The following is a 16,468-nucleotide window of genomic DNA, read 5'->3' on the forward strand; positions in this document are numbered from 1 at the left end:
CCCCCCCAGCCATATCCGTTCCGATTCGCGGCCGGCGCGAATGCCGGCTGCGATCGACTGCATGCGATCCAGCGCTTCGGGATACGCGGTCAGCCCCGGCGAAATTTCCCAAATCGGGTCAGCCATGCTCACAGGCCGGCGACAAAGGCCCTGAGATCGGCCAGGAACAGCTCGGGCTCCTCAAGGCTGGCGAAATGGCCGCCGCGCGGCATGGTCGTCCAGTGGGCGACATTATAGCCGCGTTCCACCATCGATCGTGGCGGAAAGGCCAGCAGATCGCGCGGGAAGGCTGCCACGCCAACAGGCACCTCGACGCGCCGATCCGCCGGCATTGCAAAGCCGCCTTCCAGGAACAGCCCACGATAGATCCAGGTCGCGGTGAGAAAGCTGCGCGTGCTCAGATAGATCATGATGTTGGTGAGCATCTGGTCCATCGTGAACGGCGGATCGGTATAGTCGCCGGCCACATCCGACCAGCCGACGAATTTTTCGGCAAACCAGGCGGCCACCCCCATCGGCGAATCCATCATGGCAAAGGCCAGGCTTTGCGGCTTGGTGCCCTGCAGTTGCAGATAGGCGGTTTCGGTTTCGCGCATGGCGACCGCCTTTTGCATCCAGGCCATTTCATCCGCCGTCTTCGGTGTCATGTCGGCGCTGCGCAGGCCATAGCCGTTGAGGTGGATGGCTTCGACCCGACGTGAATCAAGCCCCATCCAGCCGCCGATCACGCAGCCCCAATCGCCGCCCTGATAGAGGAAGCGATCATAACCCAGCGCGCCCATCAGCGTATCATAGCGGCGGGCTACCTCGCGCGGGCCGATCGGTGCTGAAGGCCGGTCCGACCAGGCATAGCCGGGCAGCGATGGCGCCACGACATGGAAGGCGGGCGCCGCCGGATCTTCCGGTTCGGCCAGGCGCTCCATGATCGCATCGAATTCCAGGATCGATCCCGGCCAGCCATGCGCAATCAGCAGTGGCCGCGCATTGGGCCGGCTGGAGCGCAGATGCACGCAGTGGAGATGGAAGGGCTGGCCGCCGTCTTCCCCCACCGGCACCCGCACATGCGGCAACCGATTGAGATGCGCCACCGTGCCGGCCCAATCGTAGCTGTTCAGCCAGTGCGCCTGCAGGCGCTGCAGATAGTCGCGGTTGGCACCGTGCCGCCAGCCGGCGTTCGGCGGCTCTTCAAACCAGCGGTAGGCCGCGACACGGTCGCGGATCCAGGCGGACTCGGCCTCGTTCACCGGGATGGTGAAGGGCGTGCTGCTCATGCCGCCAGCCCCAGCTTGCGTTCCAGCCTGGTGCGGGCCGCGATGATGTCGGCGGCCTTTTCAGCGATCATGATGGTCGGAGCGTTGGTGTTGCCCGACACCAGGAACGGCATCACGCTGGCATCGATGACGCGCAGGCCTTCGACGCCGTTCACGCGCAACTGGCCATCAACCACGGCGTGTTCATCCACGCCCATCCGGCAGGTGCCGACCGGGTGATAGATGGTTTCAGCCCAACCACGCATCTTCTCCAACAGCGCCGTCCTGTCGGTCACATCCCGGCCCGGCCAGGCTTCACCATCATTATATGGCGCAAATGCTGACTGTCGGCCGATTTCGCGTGCCATTTCGACACCGCGCACCAGCGTTTCGACATCTTCTGGCGCCGAAAGATAATTCGGATCAATTGCCGGCGGTGCCAGCGGGTCTGCCGATTTCAGCCGGATGGTGCCGCGGCTTTCCGGGCGCAGTTGGCAGACGTGCAGCTGGTAGCCATGCCGGCCATCCATCGTGCCGCGGCCATGCGGATTGCCGCGCACCGGCATGAAGTGCATCTGGATATCGGGCGCGGCCAGGCCTTCGCGGGTGGAGAGGAACGCCCCCATCGGCGTTGGCATATGGGCGCCGTTGCCGCTGCGGGTGAACACCCATTTGCCCAGCGCCATCATCTTGTTGATGAACTTCGAATTATTGTTGAGCGTCACCGGCTGGCTGCAATGCCATTGCACGATCACATCCAGATGATCCTGCAGATTGCCGCCGACATCCGGGCTGTCGGCCACCACGTCGACGCCGAATTGCCGCAGATGCGCCGCCGGGCCAATGCCGGACAGCATCAGCAATTGCGGGCTGTTCACGGCGCCGCCGCACAGGATGATTTCCCGGCCCATCGCGGATTGCACCGACGCGCCCTGTGCATATTCCACGCCCACCGCGCGCTTGCCTTCCAGCAGTACGCGCCGCGCCTGCACGCCGGTGATGATCTGCAGATTGGGCCGCTTGCGCACTTCGGGCGTCAGGTAGGCCTTGGCGGCAGAGAAACGCTCGCCATCCTTGATGGTCGCGTCATATTGGCCAACGCCTTCAAACTGCGGCCCGTTGAAATCGTCGGTGCGCTTGTAACCGGCCTGCACCGCCGATTCGACAAAGGCCGCGTTCAGCGGATTGGGCAGGGCGCCCTTGCGGCTGGTGTGCAGCGGGCCGCCGCTCCCATGGAAATCATCGCTGCCGCGTTCCGAATCCTCGGCCTTGCGGAAATAGGGCAGCACATCGGCCCAGCCCCAGCCGGTCAGGCCCAATTGGCTCCAGCGGTCATAATCGCTGGCGTGGCCGCGGATATAGACCATGCCGTTGATTGACGACGAACCGCCCAGTGCCCGCCCACGCGGCCAATAGAGCGGGCGGCCGCCCAGATGCGCCTGCGGCTCTGTCCAGAAACCCCAATCATAAGGGCTGGGCTTTTCCGGCGGGATGATCTGGGCGATGCCAGCCGGCATCTGGATCAGCATGTTGTTGTCATTGCCGCCGGCTTCCAGCAGTGCCACCCGCGTGCCGGGATCGGCCGACAGGCGATTGGCCAGAGCGCACCCGGCTGAACCTGCACCCACGATGATGAAATCAAACGCCTCGGTCACGCACCATCCCCTATCAGATTTTGCTCAAGCTACTCGCCTTGCCGGACGCGCGCAAACCGCCAGCTTGGGGAGGGCGGGTCAGGCCTTGATCAACTCCGGCAGCGCGGCGGCATAGCGTTCGACATCGGCCATGCGCCCGGTCGACACGCGCGACCATTCGGGCCAGGCCGGCCCCCACGCGCCGCGCACCAATATGCCGCGTTGGGCCATGGCGGTGGCAAAGCGGTTGGCATCGGCCACTTTCACGAACAGGAAATTGGTCTGGCTGGGCAGGGCAATGGTGCCGGCCCTGGCGACACCGGCCTGCAACACCCGGCGTGCGGCCGTGATGGCGGCGCGGCTCTGTGTCTGGAAAGCGTTGTCATCCCAGGCGGCGATGGCAGCGGCGAGGCCGGGCGCATTCAGGCTGATGGTGACGCGGTGTCGCTTCAGTTCGGCGGCATTGGCGGGCGCGGCGACAGCATAGCCGATGCGCAGGCCAGCCATGCCGAACAATTTGGAAAAGGTGCGGGTGACGATGACATTGGCGCCGGCCCGGACCAGCGGCAGCATGGTCGAACCCGACGGATCGTCGGCCAGTTCCATATAGGCTTCATCCACCAGCAGGGTAACGCGCGGCGGCAGCGCCTTGGCGAACGCCACCAGATCCGCTGCCTTCAGCATCATGCCGGTCGGGTTGTTGGGATTGCACAGATACACCATCGCCACGTCTGGAGCAGCGGCAGCGCGGGCCAGCGCGCCCAGATCAATGCCCAGATCTGGCGCCATCGCCACCCGGCGATAGTTCAGCCCCTGGGCCATCGGATAGAGCAAGGGCTCATCAAATTGCAGCGCCGGCAGCAGGATGGTGCCGCGCTTGCCCCACGCCAGCGCCGCACTGGTGATGACTTCCGAACTGCCGTGGCCAAGCACAATTTGCGTGGCCGGCACCCCAAGGCGGCTGCCGATCATCGCCGCCAGCCGCGCTTCGGCGTCATCGGCATAATACCAGGCCTGGCGGGCAAGATCAGCCATGGCCTGCAGTGCCGAAGCCGGCGGTCCCAACGGATTTTCATTATACTTCAGGTGCGCAATGCCCGGCGCCGGTGCAAAGCCCGTCGGATCGGCGGTGCGGATGGTGATGGCACTGGCCCGCGAAGCGGCTGCCGCGCTTGCCACGCCGGCCAGCCCCAGCCAGCCCCGCCGCGAAATTGCCATTGCCGTCTCCCCCTCAGGTCGGATGCCAGGTCTTCAGCAGCGTTTCGGTATCGGCCAGCGCTGCTGTCGGCACCGCAACGCCCTTTTCCACCAAGGCCTTGCCCTGCACATAGTCGCGCGCGGCGTTGACGCAGTCCAGCGCAATCACCTTGCCGGCCTTCAGATAAATCAGGCTGAAACTGTGCGTGGCCGGATCGCCGCGCAGCACCGTCTGGTCGTGGCCGATGCTCAGGCCCATGGTTTGCAGCCGCAGATCATATTGGTTCGACCAGAACCACGGCACCGCGTGATAGGGCGCGGGATCGCCAGTGATGACGCGGGCCACCGTGATGGCCATGTCGGCCGCATTCTGCACCGATTCCAGCCTGATTTCGGCGCCGCCGGCAAAGGCGTTTGCGTGCAACGCGCAATCACCGATCGCAAACACGTCGGCCAGGCTGGTGCGGCAGTGATCATCCACCCAGACGCCCCCAGGACTTCCAATAGCGCCGCCCCTCGCACCGGCCGCCAGCAATGGTTCCACGGCGGGCACGATGCCGATGCCGACGATCACCACATCGGCCACGATCTGCCGCCCGTCCGTCAGCGTGGCAAGCCTGGCGTCGCCGACGGCGGCCAGACTGGCCAGCCCGGCGCCAGTCACGATCTCCACCCCGTGGGCGCGATGTTCGGCTTCATAAAAGGCGGAAAGTTCCGGCCCGGCCACCCTCGCCAGCACGCGGTCCATGGCCTCGATCACGGTCACCTCATGGCCCAGCTTGCGCAGCACCGCGGCGGATTCCAGCCCGATATAGCCGCCGCCCACCACCAGAACCCGTGATTCGGGGCGCAGATCGGCCTTCAGCGCATCGACATCGGCGCGGGTGCGGATGGCGTGCAGGCCGGGCAGTTCATGGCCGGGGCAGTTCAGCTTGCGCGGGTCACCGCCCGCTGCCCACACCAATTGGCCATAGCCGATCTCTCCCGCCGTCGTTGCCAGCGTGTGCGCCGCTGCATCCACCGCCGCGACGCGCGTGGCCGTCAACACCTCGACACTGCGCTCCGCCCAGAAGGCCGGTGGACGCAGCAGCATGCGCTCGAAACTCTTCTCGCCGGCCAGATATTCCTTGGAGAGCGGCGGGCGTTCGTAGGGCAGTTCCGGTTCGGCGGTGATGATGGCCAGGCTGCCGGTGAAGCCCTTCTGCCGCAACTGCGCCGCCTGTGCTGCGCCGCCATGCCCGCCGCCCACGATGACCACGTCGAATTGCATGATTTCCTCCCGTTTCCACGTGGCATGCGGCAACAGCGCGGCCTTGCCAAGCCGGGTTGTTGCTTATCCGCCCTTCACATCGCGCGGCGGCGCTGCCACATGGGAAACATGGATCTCGCCAGCCACCCTGACAGCGCCGCCTATGGGCATCTGCAGCCACGCTCGCTGCTGGTGCGCCGGCTGCTGGCGAAGAATCCGTCGCCCTTCACCTTCACCGGCACGGGCACATTCGTCGTGGGGCAAGGCACGGTCGCGGTGATCGATCCCGGCCCGGATGATCCGGCGCACATCCGCGCGCTGATCGATGCGCTGGCCGGCGAGACGGTGAGCCACATCGTCATCACCCACACCCACATGGATCATTCGCCCGCCGCGCCAGCGCTGAAGGCAGCCACCGGTGCCAGCATCGTGGGTTGTGCGCCGCTGGTATTGAGCGACGATGGCCCGCGTGCTGATGCCGGGTTCGATGCGACCTACGCGCCCGATCGCGTGCTTGCCGATGGCGAAAGCGTGGCGGGCCCCGGCTGGACGCTCACCGCCGTTGCCACCCCCGGCCACACCAGCAATCACCTGTGCTTTGCCCTTGCCGAGGAGAAGGCGCTGTTCACGGGTGACCATGTCATGGGCTGGAGCACCACCGTGGTCGCGCCGCCCGATGGCGACATGGCCGATTACATGGCGAGCCTCGAAAAGCTGATGGCCCGTGATGATGTTATCTATCACCCCACCCACGGCGAGGCGGTGACCGATCCGCAGCGTTTCGTGAAGCATCTGCTTGGCCATCGCCGCCAGCGCGAAACGCAGGTGCTGCGCGCGATTGGCGAAGGCCTCACCAGCATTCCGCAGATGGTGGCGGCCATGTATGCCATGGTGGACAAGCGCCTGCACCCGGCCGCCGGCCGCAGCGTGCTGGCGCATCTGATTGATCTGGAACGGCGCGGCAAGGTGATCCGCGCTGGGGACCACTGGCAGACCCAAGGAGAGGCGTGATGGACGCGCGATTGAACCCGCTCGGCAGCGGCCCGGCCATCGATCTGAAGGCCGAAATCCTGCGCCTGAAAAAGGAGCGCAACGCCGTCATCCTGGCGCATTATTATCAGGATCCGGAAATCCAGGACATTGCCGATTATGTCGGCGACAGCCTTGATCTGTCGAAGAAGGCCGCGGCAACCGATGCCGATGTGATCGCCTTCTGTGGCGTCAAGTTCATGGCCGAAGTGGCCAAGATCCTTTCCCCGCAGAAGACCGTGGTGCTGCCCGATCTGAAGGCCGGCTGCAGCCTGGAAGACAGCTGCCCGCCGGAAGCCTTCGCGAAATTCCGCCGCGCCCACCCGGATCACATCAGCCTCACCTACATCAACTGTTCGGCGGCGGTGAAGGCGGAGAGCGACATCATCGTCACCTCCTCGTCGGCGGAAAAGATCATCAACCAGCTGCCGGCCGATCAGAAGATCCTGTTCGCGCCCGACAAGCATCTGGGCGCCTGGCTCAACCGCAAGACCGGCCGCGACATGCTGTTGTGGGATGGCACCTGCATGGTGCACGAGAAATTCTCGGTGACCGAATTGCTCAAGCTGAAGGCCCAGTATCCCGCCGCGCCGGTGCTCGCTCACCCCGAATGCCCGGCAGCGATCCTTGATCTGGCGCATTATGTCGGCGCGACCAGCGGCATCCTGAACTATGCGCTGAATTCGCCCGAACCCACCATCATCGTGGCGACCGAGCCCAATATCATCCACCAGATGCAGAAGGCGGCCCCGCACAAGAATTTCATCGGCGCGCCGGGTGCTGACGGCAACTGTGGCTGCAACATGTGCCCCTACATGGCGCTCAACACGATGCAGAAACTCTATCTGTCCCTGCGCGATCTGAAGCCGCAGATCGAGTTGGACGAAGACGTGCGGGTGAAGGCCAAGCGCAGCCTTGATCGCATGCTGGAAATGGCCGGCAATGTCTCGCCGGTGCCGGTGCGCGGTGATTGACGGGTTCGACATCGAAGCCTTTGTCGCCGCTACCCTGGCCGAGGATATGGGGCAGGGCGGTGACATCACGTCCGCTGCCGTCATCCCGGCTAATGCACGGCTGACGGCAGTGATGGACAGCCGCGACCCCATCGTGGTGGCGGGCCTGCCGCTGGCGGCCGCGTTCTTCCGGGCGCTCGATCCGGGCTGCACCATCACCCTGCTCGCCAGCGATGGCGATGCGGTGCCGGCCGGCACCGATCTGATGCGCATCGAAGGCAATGCGCGTGCCCTGCTCACCGCCGAACGCTCGGCGCTCAACACGGTGCAGCATCTCACCGGCATCGCCACCATGACGCGGCAATATGTCGATGCCATCGCCGGCACCGGCGCCGTGCTGCTGGACACGCGCAAGACCCTGCCGGGCCTGCGCGCGCTGGAAAAATATGCGACGCGGATGGGCGGCGCCACCAACCACCGCATGCGGCTGGATGATGGCGTGATGATCAAGGACAATCACATCGCCGTGGCGGGCGGCGTGGAACCGGCCGTGCGCGCCGCCAAGGCCGCCGGCCTGCAGGGGGTGGTGGTGGAAGTGGACCGCATCGATCAGATCGAACCGGCGCTGGCTGCCGGAGCCGATCGCCTGCTGCTCGACAACATGGATGTGCCCACGCTGAAGGCGGCCGTTGCCCTGATCGCCGGCCGGGTGCCCACCGAAGCCTCGGGCGGTGTCCGGCTCGACACGATCCGCGGCATTGCCGAAACCGGTGTCACCTTCATCAGCGTTGGCCGCATCACCCAGAGTGCGCCGGCCGCCGATATCGGCCTGGATTTCGCCTGATCAGCGCTGGTCGAGCAGCCGCTTGACCAGTTTCAGGTTGCGGCTGTTGGACCGGAAGAACAGGTCGAACAGGTCGCCGGCAATCGGCACGCTGCCGATCGCCGTATCCACGCCGACATTGGCCAGCATGCGCAGCAACGTGCCGCGCGACGCGCCGAGATTGCGGGCTTCCCAGATCAGATAGAGGCCAAGCGCGGCAGTCGCGGCATCGCCGAGCCCGGGCGCCAGTCCGATGATCGCATCAAGACCGATCCGGCGCCCGATGAGCGGCACTTTGACCAGGCCCTCAAGCACATGCTCCAGCGCCACGATCCGGGCGCGGGTGCGGTCACGCGGGCTCAGGCCAGTAATCGACACAGGGGCAGAGGCATGGTTGATCAATTCAGGGGAAACTCCGGCGGCCGGGAGCCGCGACAGATGAGAATCTGGCCCCGGCCACCGGAATTGCAAGAGCGGCTCACTGCTTCCCGCGCATGCCCATGATTCGTGCGCCGGCTTCTGAATGCCCGAGCAGACCATCGCCTTGTTACAGCAGCGCGGCAATCAGCCGTTCAGCATCGCCGGCAGCCGCGTTTCGTGGATTGTGCGCAGTTCGGCCAGGGCCACACGCTGCTCGCCGCCACGCCCGGGCAGATCGAACACCAGGTCGCTGCCGCCGGTCACACCGATCGGCACCGGGTTCACGCCTGCGCTGCGCGCTTGCGCCATCACCGCGGCGGCATCGCTGGTGCTGACGATATAGCGGCCCTGGTCTTCGCCAAACAGCGTCGCTGCCGGGTTGGCGATCTGCGGCACGATGGTCATCGTCATGCCGATGCCGCTGGCCAGCGCCATTTCTGCGAGCGCGACCGCGGCCCCGCCGTCGCTCACATCATGCACGGCGCTCACCATGCCGGCGGCAATCAGCGCACTGACCAGCTCACCAGCCCGGCGTTCGGCCGCCAGGTCAACCGGCGGTGGCGGGCCATCCTCGCGGCCATGCACTTCGCGCAGCCACAGCGATTGGCCAACATGGCCGTCACTGTGGCACAGCAGGATCACCGTCTCGCCCGCGGCCTTGAAGGCCAGATCCATCTGCTTCTCGTAATCGGCCAGCAGGCCCACGCCGCCAATCGCGGGCGTCGGCAGGATGGCGTTGCCACCACCCGTTGCCCTGCTCTCGTTGTAGAGGGAGACGTTGCCCGAAACGACCGGGTAATCCAGCGCCCGGCAGGCTTCGGCGATGCCTTCGATGCAGCCGACCAGCTGCCCCATGATCACCGGATTCTGCGGGCTGGCGAAGTTCAGGCAGTTGGTGATGGCCAGCGGCTTGCCGCCCACCGCGATGATGTTGCGCCAGGTCTCCGCCACCGCCTGCTTGCCGCCCTCGTGCGGATCGGCAAAGCAATAGCGCGGCGTGCAATCGGTGGCGATCGCCAGCGCCTTCTTCGTGCCGTGCACCCGCACCACGGCGGCGTCGCCGCCCGGGCGCTGCACGGTGTCGGCGCCCACCATGTGGTCATATTGTTCCCAGATCCACCGCCGCGAGCAGAGATCGGCGCTGCCCAGCAGTGTTTTCAGATCGCCGACGATATCGGTGCCCATCGGCACATCGGCCAGCGGCGCGCGCTTGGGCGTGGGCACATGCGGCCGGTCATATTTCGGCGCGGCATCGGCCAGCGGATCGAGCGGGATGCGGCCCACGGTCTCGCCGTGGAAGGTCATGATCAGATCGCCGCCTTCAACCACTTCGCCGATCACGGCGAAATCCAGTTCCCATTTGCGGAAGATCGCAGCTGCGAAATCCTCGCGGCCCGGCTTCAGCACCATCAGCATCCGTTCCTGGGATTCGGACAGCATCATTTCATAGGGCGTCATTCCGGTCTCGCGGCACGGCACCTTGTCCAGATCGAGACGGATGCCCACGCCGCCCTTCGACGCCATTTCCACGCTGCTGCTGGTCAGGCCAGCGGCGCCCATGTCCTGAATGGCGACGATCGCATCCGATGCCATCAGTTCCAGACAGGCTTCGATCAGCAATTTTTCGGTGAACGGGTCGCCAACCTGCACGGTGGGGCGCTTTTCATCGCTGTTCTCGTCGAACTCGGCGCTGGCCATGGTGGCACCGTGGATGCCATCGCGCCCGGTCTTGGAGCCGACATAGACGACCGGATTGCCCACACCGGCGGCAGCCGAATAGAAAATCTTGTCGGCCTTCGCCAGGCCCACGGTCATCGCGTTGACGATGATGTTGCCGTTGTAGCTGGGGTGGAAGATCGTCTCGCCGCCCACCGTCGGCACGCCGACGCAATTGCCATAACCGCCGATGCCGCCAACGACGCCCTTCACCAGGTGGCGCATCCTGGGGGCATCAATGTCGCCGAAACGCAGCGCGTTCATGTTGGCGACGGGCCGCGCGCCCATGGTGAACACGTCGCGCAGGATGCCGCCCACACCGGTGGCCGCGCCCTGATAGGGCTCGATATAGCTCGGGTGATTGTGGCTCTCCATCTTGAAGATGGCAGCGTCGCCGTCGCCGATGTCGATCACGCCGGCATTCTCGCCCGGCCCCTGAATCACCCAGGGTGCCTTGGTCGGCAGCTTGGCGAGGTGCAGGCGCGAGGACTTGTAGGAGCAATGCTCCGACCACATCACCGAAAAAATACCGAGTTCCAGCAGGTTGGGTTCCCGCCCCATCGCGCCCAGCACGCGGGCATATTCCTCTGGCGTGAAACCGTGGGCGGCAACGATGTCGGGGGTGATGCTCATAGCGGCGCGCATAGCCTGCGGCAGCGGCTTTGTCATGCACCAGCAGCTGCATTTTCGCGTTCGGCCCGCCGGCTTGCCGCCGCCGCGCGCAGCATCACGATCCCGGTGTAGATGATCACCACGCTCACCAGCCAGCGCAGGGACACCAGTGGCAACGATTTGACCACCAGCGCCGCCACCAGCACCGCCGGGATGCCGGCCAGCACCATGGCCCCGGCAATCCGCAGATCAATCTTGCCGTCGTGCATCTGGCGCCCGCCGATCACCGCCCCGGTGAAGGAGGCGCCGGCCGCCATGATCGGAAAGCACAGGCGCGGATCCAGCCCCATCAGGCTGAGCAGCGCCAGCGTGGGCGCATAATTGCCCACGCCAAAATTGAGCAGCACGCCAAAGCCGAAGTTCATGAGGATGGCCACGATCGTCAGCCCCGGCGGCAGGCTGCTCGCCGTGCCGCCCAGTGGCATCAGATCGAGATTGGAGAGGATGTAGAAGGTGGCCGCCAGCAGCAGCGCCGCCGCCACCAGCGCCTGCACCACCCACAGCCGCGCGCGCGACACCAGCGGGATGCCGCACCAGCCACCGGCCAGCAGCGCCAGGATACAGCCGATCAGCAGCACCGGATCGACCGACACGCCAAGCAGCTGCAGGAAGATCAGCCCTTCCACCACCGTGGGCAACGTCAAGCCGGCAATCATCGTGTGCGGGATCAGTTGATCGGGCACCATCTTGCGGAACTTGAACCAGGCCATGGTGGGCGCCATCGAACCGATGCCCAGCGTGTCGAGGAAATTCACCACCGCGCCCAGCACGGCCGCTTCGGCCCGTGGCCACGCCCGCTGCGCGATCGCTGCCCGCACCATCACGATGGCGTTGCCGCCTGCAAACAGCAGCAGCAGGCCCAGCAGCACCATCAGCATCACAACATCCCCCACCCGACTTCACGCCATGCCACCCAAGGCCATCCATCTGGCCGCCGTCAAGCGTGGCGGGCGCACAATTGTCGCGCGCGCATCGCAACTTCGCTGGACAGCAGCGGCGCGGGCGCGCTCGACATCATCGACGATCGCCAAATCCGCGAGTTGCGCCTGCGCCATCGCGCTCTGGCCGCACTTCGCCACCGATTGCGTTGCTTGCCCGCTTCCGCTCATCGTCCGAGGCGGCTAAGGGGCAGTGCAACAGCTTGAAGGGCGGCCATGCCACGCACGCGCGCAGACGGAAAGAAAACGCAGATCGTCGTCGTTGGCGGCGGGGCCGGCGGGCTGGAGCTTGTCACCCGGCTGGGCGCGCATTTTCCGCGCGATGATTTCGACATCATCCTGGTCGATCGCAACCCCACCCATATCTGGAAGCCGCTGCTGCACGAAGTCGCCGCCGGCAGCCTTGATGCCAATCTGGACGAAGTTGGCTATCGCGGCCACGCCTATCGCTGGGGCTATCGCTATTTCGATGGCGCGCTGGAAGCGATCGACCGCGAGGCCAGGCAGATCGTCATTGCGCCGATCATCGATGAAGATGGCAGCGAAGTGATCGGCCGCCACCGCATCCGCTACGATTTCCTCGTGCTGGCGGTGGGCAGCATTTCCAACGATTTCGGCATCCCGGGCGTGAAGGATCATTGCCTCGCGCTGGAAACCCGCAACGATGCCGATCGTTTCCGCCGCAAATTGCTCAACCAGTGCCTGCGCGTTTCGCGCGCGATGGTCGCCGATGCCGGCAGCGATGCCACGGTGAAAGTGGTGATCGTTGGCGGCGGTGCGACCGGCGTCGAACTCGCGGCCGAGCTTTATTCCGCTGCCGATGCGCTGGGCTTCTATGGCCTTGAAGTGTTTGATCGCCTGCGCCTGCAGGTCACCCTGCTCGAAGCCGGGCCGCGCATCCTGCCGATGCTGCCGGAAAAACTGGCGGCTGCCGCACATGCCGAACTGGAAAATCTGGGTGTGAAGGTGCTGCCGAACACGCAGGTCACCGCCGCCACCGCAGATGCGATCACGGTCAAGGATGGCACCATCATCCCGGCCGACATCAAGGTGTGGGCGGCCGGCGTGAAGGGTGCCGATTTCCTGTCGGGCATTGGCGGGCTGGAAACCACCCGCACCAACCAGTTGCTGGTGCGCGACACGCTGCAGACGACGCTGGACGACCACATCTTCGCCATCGGTGATTGCGCCAGCTACACGCCGCCCGGGGAAGCGCGCCCGATTCCGCCGCGCGCCCAGGCCGCGCACCAGATGGCGCAGACGGTGTTTGCCAACATCAAGGCCACGCTGAAAGGCAAACCGCTGAAACCCTTCGTCTATCAGGACAAGGGCGCGCTCGTGAATCTCGCGCGCTATTCCACCGTGGGCAGCCTGATGGGCAATCTGGTTGGCGGCAAGATGGCCATCGAAGGCCGGCTGGCGCGGTTCGTCTATACCTCGCTCTACCGCCTGCACCTGATCGCCATTCACGGCTGGCTGAAAGGCCTGTTCCTGATCGTGATGGGCCATGTGAACCAGGTGGTGCGACCGAAGCTGAAGCTGCATTGAGCGGTTGAAGAGGCAGAGAAGGGGGCCTCCGGCGGGCAGGGGTGAGGCCTCTGCACGCTTTTGTTGGGTTGGCCTGTTGTCGCCACGTGCGTGTCATGCTGGCGCAGGCCAGCATCCATCATGGCGTCTCGGGCAACCGCTGTAACCCTGGCACCACCGTGGATGCTGGCCTGCGCCAGCATGACATGCGCTTTCGGGAGAGGAATCGCCTCAAAGCAGACGGGCGCAGGGACGAGTCCCTGCCCGCCGGAGGCTGCCTTCTTTCCTCTGCAGGCAGCCACGCACTTGATCCAGATCAACGCCGGCGCAGCCATCGCGGCCATACAGTCCCGCCATGGCCACTTTCCATCCCGATCTCGCTGCGCTGCCGGTGCCGCGCTACACCAGCTACCCGACGGCAGCGCAGTTTCACGAGGGCGTTGGCGCGGCTGATCAGGCGCGAGCGCTGGTCGCCATCCCTGCGGGCGCGCCGGTATCGCTCTATCTCCATGTGCCATTCTGCCGGCAGATCTGCTGGTATTGCGGCTGCAACACCGGGGTGGCGGCGGGCGATCGGCTGCGCCGTTATGAAAAGGCGCTTCTGGCCGAAATCGCCACGGTGTCCGGCCGGATGAAAGGCCGCGTGATTTCCGTGCAGTTCGGCGGCGGCAGCCCCAATGCGCTGGCGGCACCGGTGCTGGCCCGCATCATCGCCGCGCTGCGCGGCCATTTCGATATGGCGGATATGTGCGAAATCGCCATGGAGCTTGATCCGCGCGCCATCCAGCCCGGCGATGCCGCTGTGCTGGCCGCGGCGGGCGTCAATCGCATCAGCCTGGGCGTGCAGACCTTTGCGCCGCACGTGCAGAAACTGATCAACCGGCTGCAGTCTTTCGATACCATCATGAGCGCGGTGGAGCAGTTCCGGGCTGCCGGTATCAGCGCCATCAATTTCGATCTGATGTACGGCCTGCCCGGCCAGAGTGTCGTTGATCTCACCGAGACCATCGAACAGGCGTTGCTGTTGCGGCCTGATCGCGTCGCCGTGTTCGGCTATGCCCATATGCCATCGGCGATTGCGCGGCAGCGGATGATCTCCGATCTTGATCTGCCGGGCCTGGCGGCACGTTTTGCCATGAGCACGGTGGCGCACCGGCTGTTCACCGCCGCCGGCTATGCCGCCATCGGCTTCGATCATTTTGCGAAGCCCCACGACAGCCTGGCGCAGGCTGCGGCTTCGGGTGAGATGATCCGCAACTTTCAGGGCTATGCCACGCAGGCGGGTGTCGCGCTGATCGGTCTGGGTGCCACCGCCATCAGCCAGTTCCCCGGCCTGATCGTCCAGAACGAAAAACATCTGGGCCAATGGGAAGCCGCGGTGAATGGCGGGCGTCTGGCCGGCGGGCGCGGTGTGGCGGTGACGGACGATGACGCCCAGCGCAGTGACATGATTGCCCGGCTGCTGTGTGACGGCCGGGTGGATGTGCCGGAACCGATGGTCGATGCGCTGCCCAGCCTTGCCAAACATGCCGCGCGCGGATTGGTGCAGCTGCATGGCCGGCACGTGGCGCTCACGCCTGATGGCTGGCCCTATGCCAGGCTGATCGCGTCGGCCTTCGATGCCCACCAGCACGCAGCAAGGCGTCATTCAACTTCTGTGTAGGAGCCGGCAAAAAACAAGCGCGGCCGCCGTTGCCGGCAGCCGCGCCCATTGTCGGACTTCAGGTGATTCAGGCAGCGACCGTGCGGCGGCGCCGACGCATCGCGGCACCTGTGAGGCCGAAGCCGGCGATCAACATCGCCCACGTCGACGGTTCCGGCACACCCAGATCATAGCCCATGGTATCGAACGCGATCAGATCGAAACGCGAGATCTGCATGAACGGGCGGGTGCCACCCGGGCCGGTCGCGGTCGGATCCATGATCCCCAGCGGCAGGTTGCCGGTGATGATATCGTCCTTCCAGTGGCTGGCCTGGCGGCCGTCACCATTGAACGCACCGGTTGACAGCAGCGCAAGGCAGCTCTTGCCGGCATTGACCGAGAAGCAGGGGTTGCCGCCGATCGACCAGTCCAGCGCCGTCTGGCCGCCGAAGCTGCCATAGCGCTGCAGATCGTGCACCGTGCCCCAGCCCAGGTTGTTCAGGCCGCGCGCGCCGTTGGGCGCCTGCCGGTTTGGCAAGGCATTGGCATCGGCCAGATCGACCCCGGAACGGAAGCCCAGCGCGTGGCCGATTTCGTGCGCGGCCACGCCGACGAAATCGATGGTGCCCGGCGTGATGCCGTCAGTCGGGTCAAAGTCCCAATTGAACAATGTGCTGAACGACACCGACCCGTCGCGGCCAAGCGGATTGGTGGTGGCGTTATAAAGCGGGTTCAGGCCAAGTGCCTTCACCTGCGCGGTGTTGATCTGGATGTTGTTGTTGTCGAAGCTGTTGTTGTTGTCGAGGAAGCGCAAGCGCGCATCTATGGCGCCGGTCGTCGGCGGTTCGTTGCTCACGAACGACAGCGGGCCGGTCTGCAATGAGCCAACAGCCTTGGCATCCCAAGTGGAGGACGCGTCGGAAGCCAGCAGGCCGCGCAGACCAGCATAGTCCACGGTATTGGTTGTTGAACCGGTGGATCCCAGGATGTTCGGACCCAGAGCGGCAAAGCGCACGTCGAGGCGAATGGTGATCGGGTCCTTGAGCACCCGTGACCACATGTTGGCGGCCATTTCAAAGCCTGCACGCGCCTGGGTGCCCGCACCCACGCCGCCCAGATCGTTCAAGATGAAGGTCATCTTTTGCGGCGTCGACTGGCTGGCTGCGTTGGCGACAAGCGAGCCAACGGTGAGTACGCCCTGGTCTTCCACAAATTGGTGACCGCAGGTGATGGTGTGAACATGCTGAGCCTGAGCGGCGACAGACGTTGCCATGGCGGCCATGGCGATGATACGATACAACATTAGAAACCCCCTGTACTCCAAACACTTAGGGTGAGTTAGGGAGAAAGCGTTCTGTCGACAAGCGTAAAATTCATATAAATTTTACTTTTTTGGTCATGTTTGTGGCCCCTTGTGC

At 65.1% G+C, this 16,468-nt stretch carries 13 protein-coding genes; 5 read left to right on the forward strand and 8 right to left on the reverse strand.

Annotated features, from left to right (window positions below):
- Positions 1-128: 128 nt before the first annotated feature.
- The 4 genes from D619_RS0103340 to D619_RS0103355 form a co-directional block, all read right to left on the reverse strand.
- The gene (locus D619_RS0103340) at positions 129-1,271 is read right to left on the reverse strand and encodes an epoxide hydrolase family protein (protein ID WP_017667150.1); all 1,143 of its coding nucleotides are present in this window, start codon (positions 1,269-1,271) and stop codon (positions 129-131) included.
- On the reverse strand, positions 1,268-2,905 hold the full coding sequence (locus D619_RS0103345) for a choline dehydrogenase (RefSeq protein WP_017667151.1): 1,638 nt from the start codon (positions 2,903-2,905) through the stop codon (positions 1,268-1,270). Before D619_RS0103345 ends, D619_RS0103340 begins: the two co-directional genes overlap by 4 nt.
- Positions 2,906-2,983: 78 nt before the next feature.
- Complete coding sequence (locus D619_RS0103350) at positions 2,984-4,102, reverse strand: histidinol-phosphate transaminase (protein WP_017667152.1); 1,119 nt, start codon at positions 4,100-4,102, stop codon at positions 2,984-2,986.
- Positions 4,103-4,115: 13 nt separating this feature from the next.
- Positions 4,116-5,351: an FAD-dependent oxidoreductase gene (locus tag D619_RS0103355; protein WP_017667153.1), complete on the reverse strand. Its 1,236-nt coding sequence runs from the start codon at positions 5,349-5,351 to the stop codon at positions 4,116-4,118.
- A gap of 108 nt (positions 5,352-5,459) precedes the next feature.
- Between D619_RS0103355 and D619_RS0103360 the strand changes: the two genes are divergently transcribed.
- Genes D619_RS0103360 through nadC form a run of 3 tightly spaced genes read left to right on the forward strand, consistent with a single transcriptional unit; the run spans position 5,460 to position 8,156 of the window.
- The gene (locus tag D619_RS0103360; RefSeq protein ID WP_017667154.1) at positions 5,460-6,341 is read left to right on the forward strand and encodes an MBL fold metallo-hydrolase; all 882 of its coding nucleotides are present in this window, start codon (positions 5,460-5,462) and stop codon (positions 6,339-6,341) included.
- Positions 6,341-7,333 carry a quinolinate synthase NadA gene (gene nadA, locus D619_RS0103365; protein ID WP_017667155.1) on the forward strand — a complete coding sequence of 331 codons (993 nt, stop codon included), beginning with the start codon at positions 6,341-6,343 and terminating at the stop codon, positions 7,331-7,333. The genes D619_RS0103360 and nadA overlap by 1 nt, the downstream gene beginning before the upstream one ends.
- Positions 7,302-8,156 carry a carboxylating nicotinate-nucleotide diphosphorylase gene (nadC, locus tag D619_RS0103370; RefSeq protein ID WP_033372884.1) on the forward strand — a complete coding sequence of 285 codons (855 nt, stop codon included), beginning with the start codon at positions 7,302-7,304 and terminating at the stop codon, positions 8,154-8,156. Before nadA ends, nadC begins: the two co-directional genes overlap by 32 nt.
- Here the strand turns inward: nadC and D619_RS0103375 are convergent, their stop codons facing one another.
- The 3 genes from D619_RS0103375 to D619_RS0103385 form a co-directional block, all read right to left on the reverse strand.
- On the reverse strand, positions 8,157-8,513 hold the full coding sequence (locus D619_RS0103375) for a DUF4112 domain-containing protein (RefSeq protein WP_020480376.1): 357 nt from the start codon (positions 8,511-8,513) through the stop codon (positions 8,157-8,159).
- Between the two features lie 186 nt (positions 8,514-8,699).
- Positions 8,700-10,904, reverse strand: a complete 2,205-nt coding sequence (purL, locus tag D619_RS0103380) for a phosphoribosylformylglycinamidine synthase subunit PurL (protein ID WP_017667158.1) — start codon at positions 10,902-10,904, stop codon at positions 8,700-8,702.
- Positions 10,905-10,936: 32 nt separating this feature from the next.
- Positions 10,937-11,821 (reverse strand): TSUP family transporter, encoded by an 885-nt coding sequence (locus D619_RS0103385; protein ID WP_017667159.1) that lies wholly within the window; start codon positions 11,819-11,821, stop codon positions 10,937-10,939.
- Positions 11,822-12,097: 276 nt separating this feature from the next.
- Between D619_RS0103385 and D619_RS0103395 the strand changes: the two genes are divergently transcribed.
- Positions 12,098-13,429 (forward strand): NAD(P)/FAD-dependent oxidoreductase, encoded by a 1,332-nt coding sequence (locus D619_RS0103395; protein WP_017667161.1) that lies wholly within the window; start codon positions 12,098-12,100, stop codon positions 13,427-13,429.
- A gap of 334 nt (positions 13,430-13,763) precedes the next feature.
- Positions 13,764-15,071: an oxygen-independent coproporphyrinogen III oxidase gene (gene hemN / locus D619_RS0103400; RefSeq protein WP_017667162.1), complete on the forward strand. Its 1,308-nt coding sequence runs from the start codon at positions 13,764-13,766 to the stop codon at positions 15,069-15,071.
- A 67-nt stretch (positions 15,072-15,138) separates the two neighbouring features.
- Here hemN and D619_RS18000 read toward each other — a convergent pair whose 3' ends face one another.
- Entirely contained in the window at positions 15,139-16,353 is a 1,215-nt protein-coding gene (locus D619_RS18000; RefSeq protein WP_017667163.1) for an NF038122 family metalloprotease, read from the reverse strand.
- Between the last annotated feature and the right edge of the window lie 115 nt (positions 16,354-16,468).

It is taken from the genome of Sandarakinorhabdus sp. AAP62 (assembly GCF_000331225.1).
In the GTDB taxonomy this organism is placed as follows: Bacteria; Pseudomonadota; Alphaproteobacteria; order Sphingomonadales; family Sphingomonadaceae; genus Sandarakinorhabdus.

What these genes read in the sequence shown, in the direction of transcription:
- purL (WP_017667158.1), bottom strand. Translation starts at nt 10,904, where the DNA reads ATGAGCATCACCCCCGACATCGTTGCCGCCCACGGTTTCACGCCAGAG.
- D619_RS0103350 (WP_017667152.1), bottom strand. Translation starts at nt 4,102, where the DNA reads ATGGCAATTTCGCGGCGGGGCTGGCTGGGGCTGGCCGGCGTGGCAAGC.
- D619_RS0103385 (WP_017667159.1), bottom strand. Translation starts at nt 11,821, where the DNA reads ATGCTGATGGTGCTGCTGGGCCTGCTGCTGCTGTTTGCAGGCGGCAAC.
- D619_RS18000 (WP_017667163.1), bottom strand. Translation starts at nt 16,353, where the DNA reads ATGTTGTATCGTATCATCGCCATGGCCGCCATGGCAACGTCTGTCGCC.
- nadC (WP_033372884.1), top strand. Translation starts at nt 7,302, where the DNA reads ATGTCTCGCCGGTGCCGGTGCGCGGTGATTGACGGGTTCGACATCGAA.
- nadA (WP_017667155.1), top strand. Translation starts at nt 6,341, where the DNA reads ATGGACGCGCGATTGAACCCGCTCGGCAGCGGCCCGGCCATCGATCTG.
- D619_RS0103355 (WP_017667153.1), bottom strand. Translation starts at nt 5,351, where the DNA reads ATGCAATTCGACGTGGTCATCGTGGGCGGCGGGCATGGCGGCGCAGCA.
- D619_RS0103360 (WP_017667154.1), top strand. Translation starts at nt 5,460, where the DNA reads ATGGATCTCGCCAGCCACCCTGACAGCGCCGCCTATGGGCATCTGCAG.
- hemN (WP_017667162.1), top strand. Translation starts at nt 13,764, where the DNA reads ATGGCCACTTTCCATCCCGATCTCGCTGCGCTGCCGGTGCCGCGCTAC.
- D619_RS0103395 (WP_017667161.1), top strand. Translation starts at nt 12,098, where the DNA reads ATGCCACGCACGCGCGCAGACGGAAAGAAAACGCAGATCGTCGTCGTT.
- D619_RS0103340 (WP_017667150.1), bottom strand. Translation starts at nt 1,271, where the DNA reads ATGAGCAGCACGCCCTTCACCATCCCGGTGAACGAGGCCGAGTCCGCC.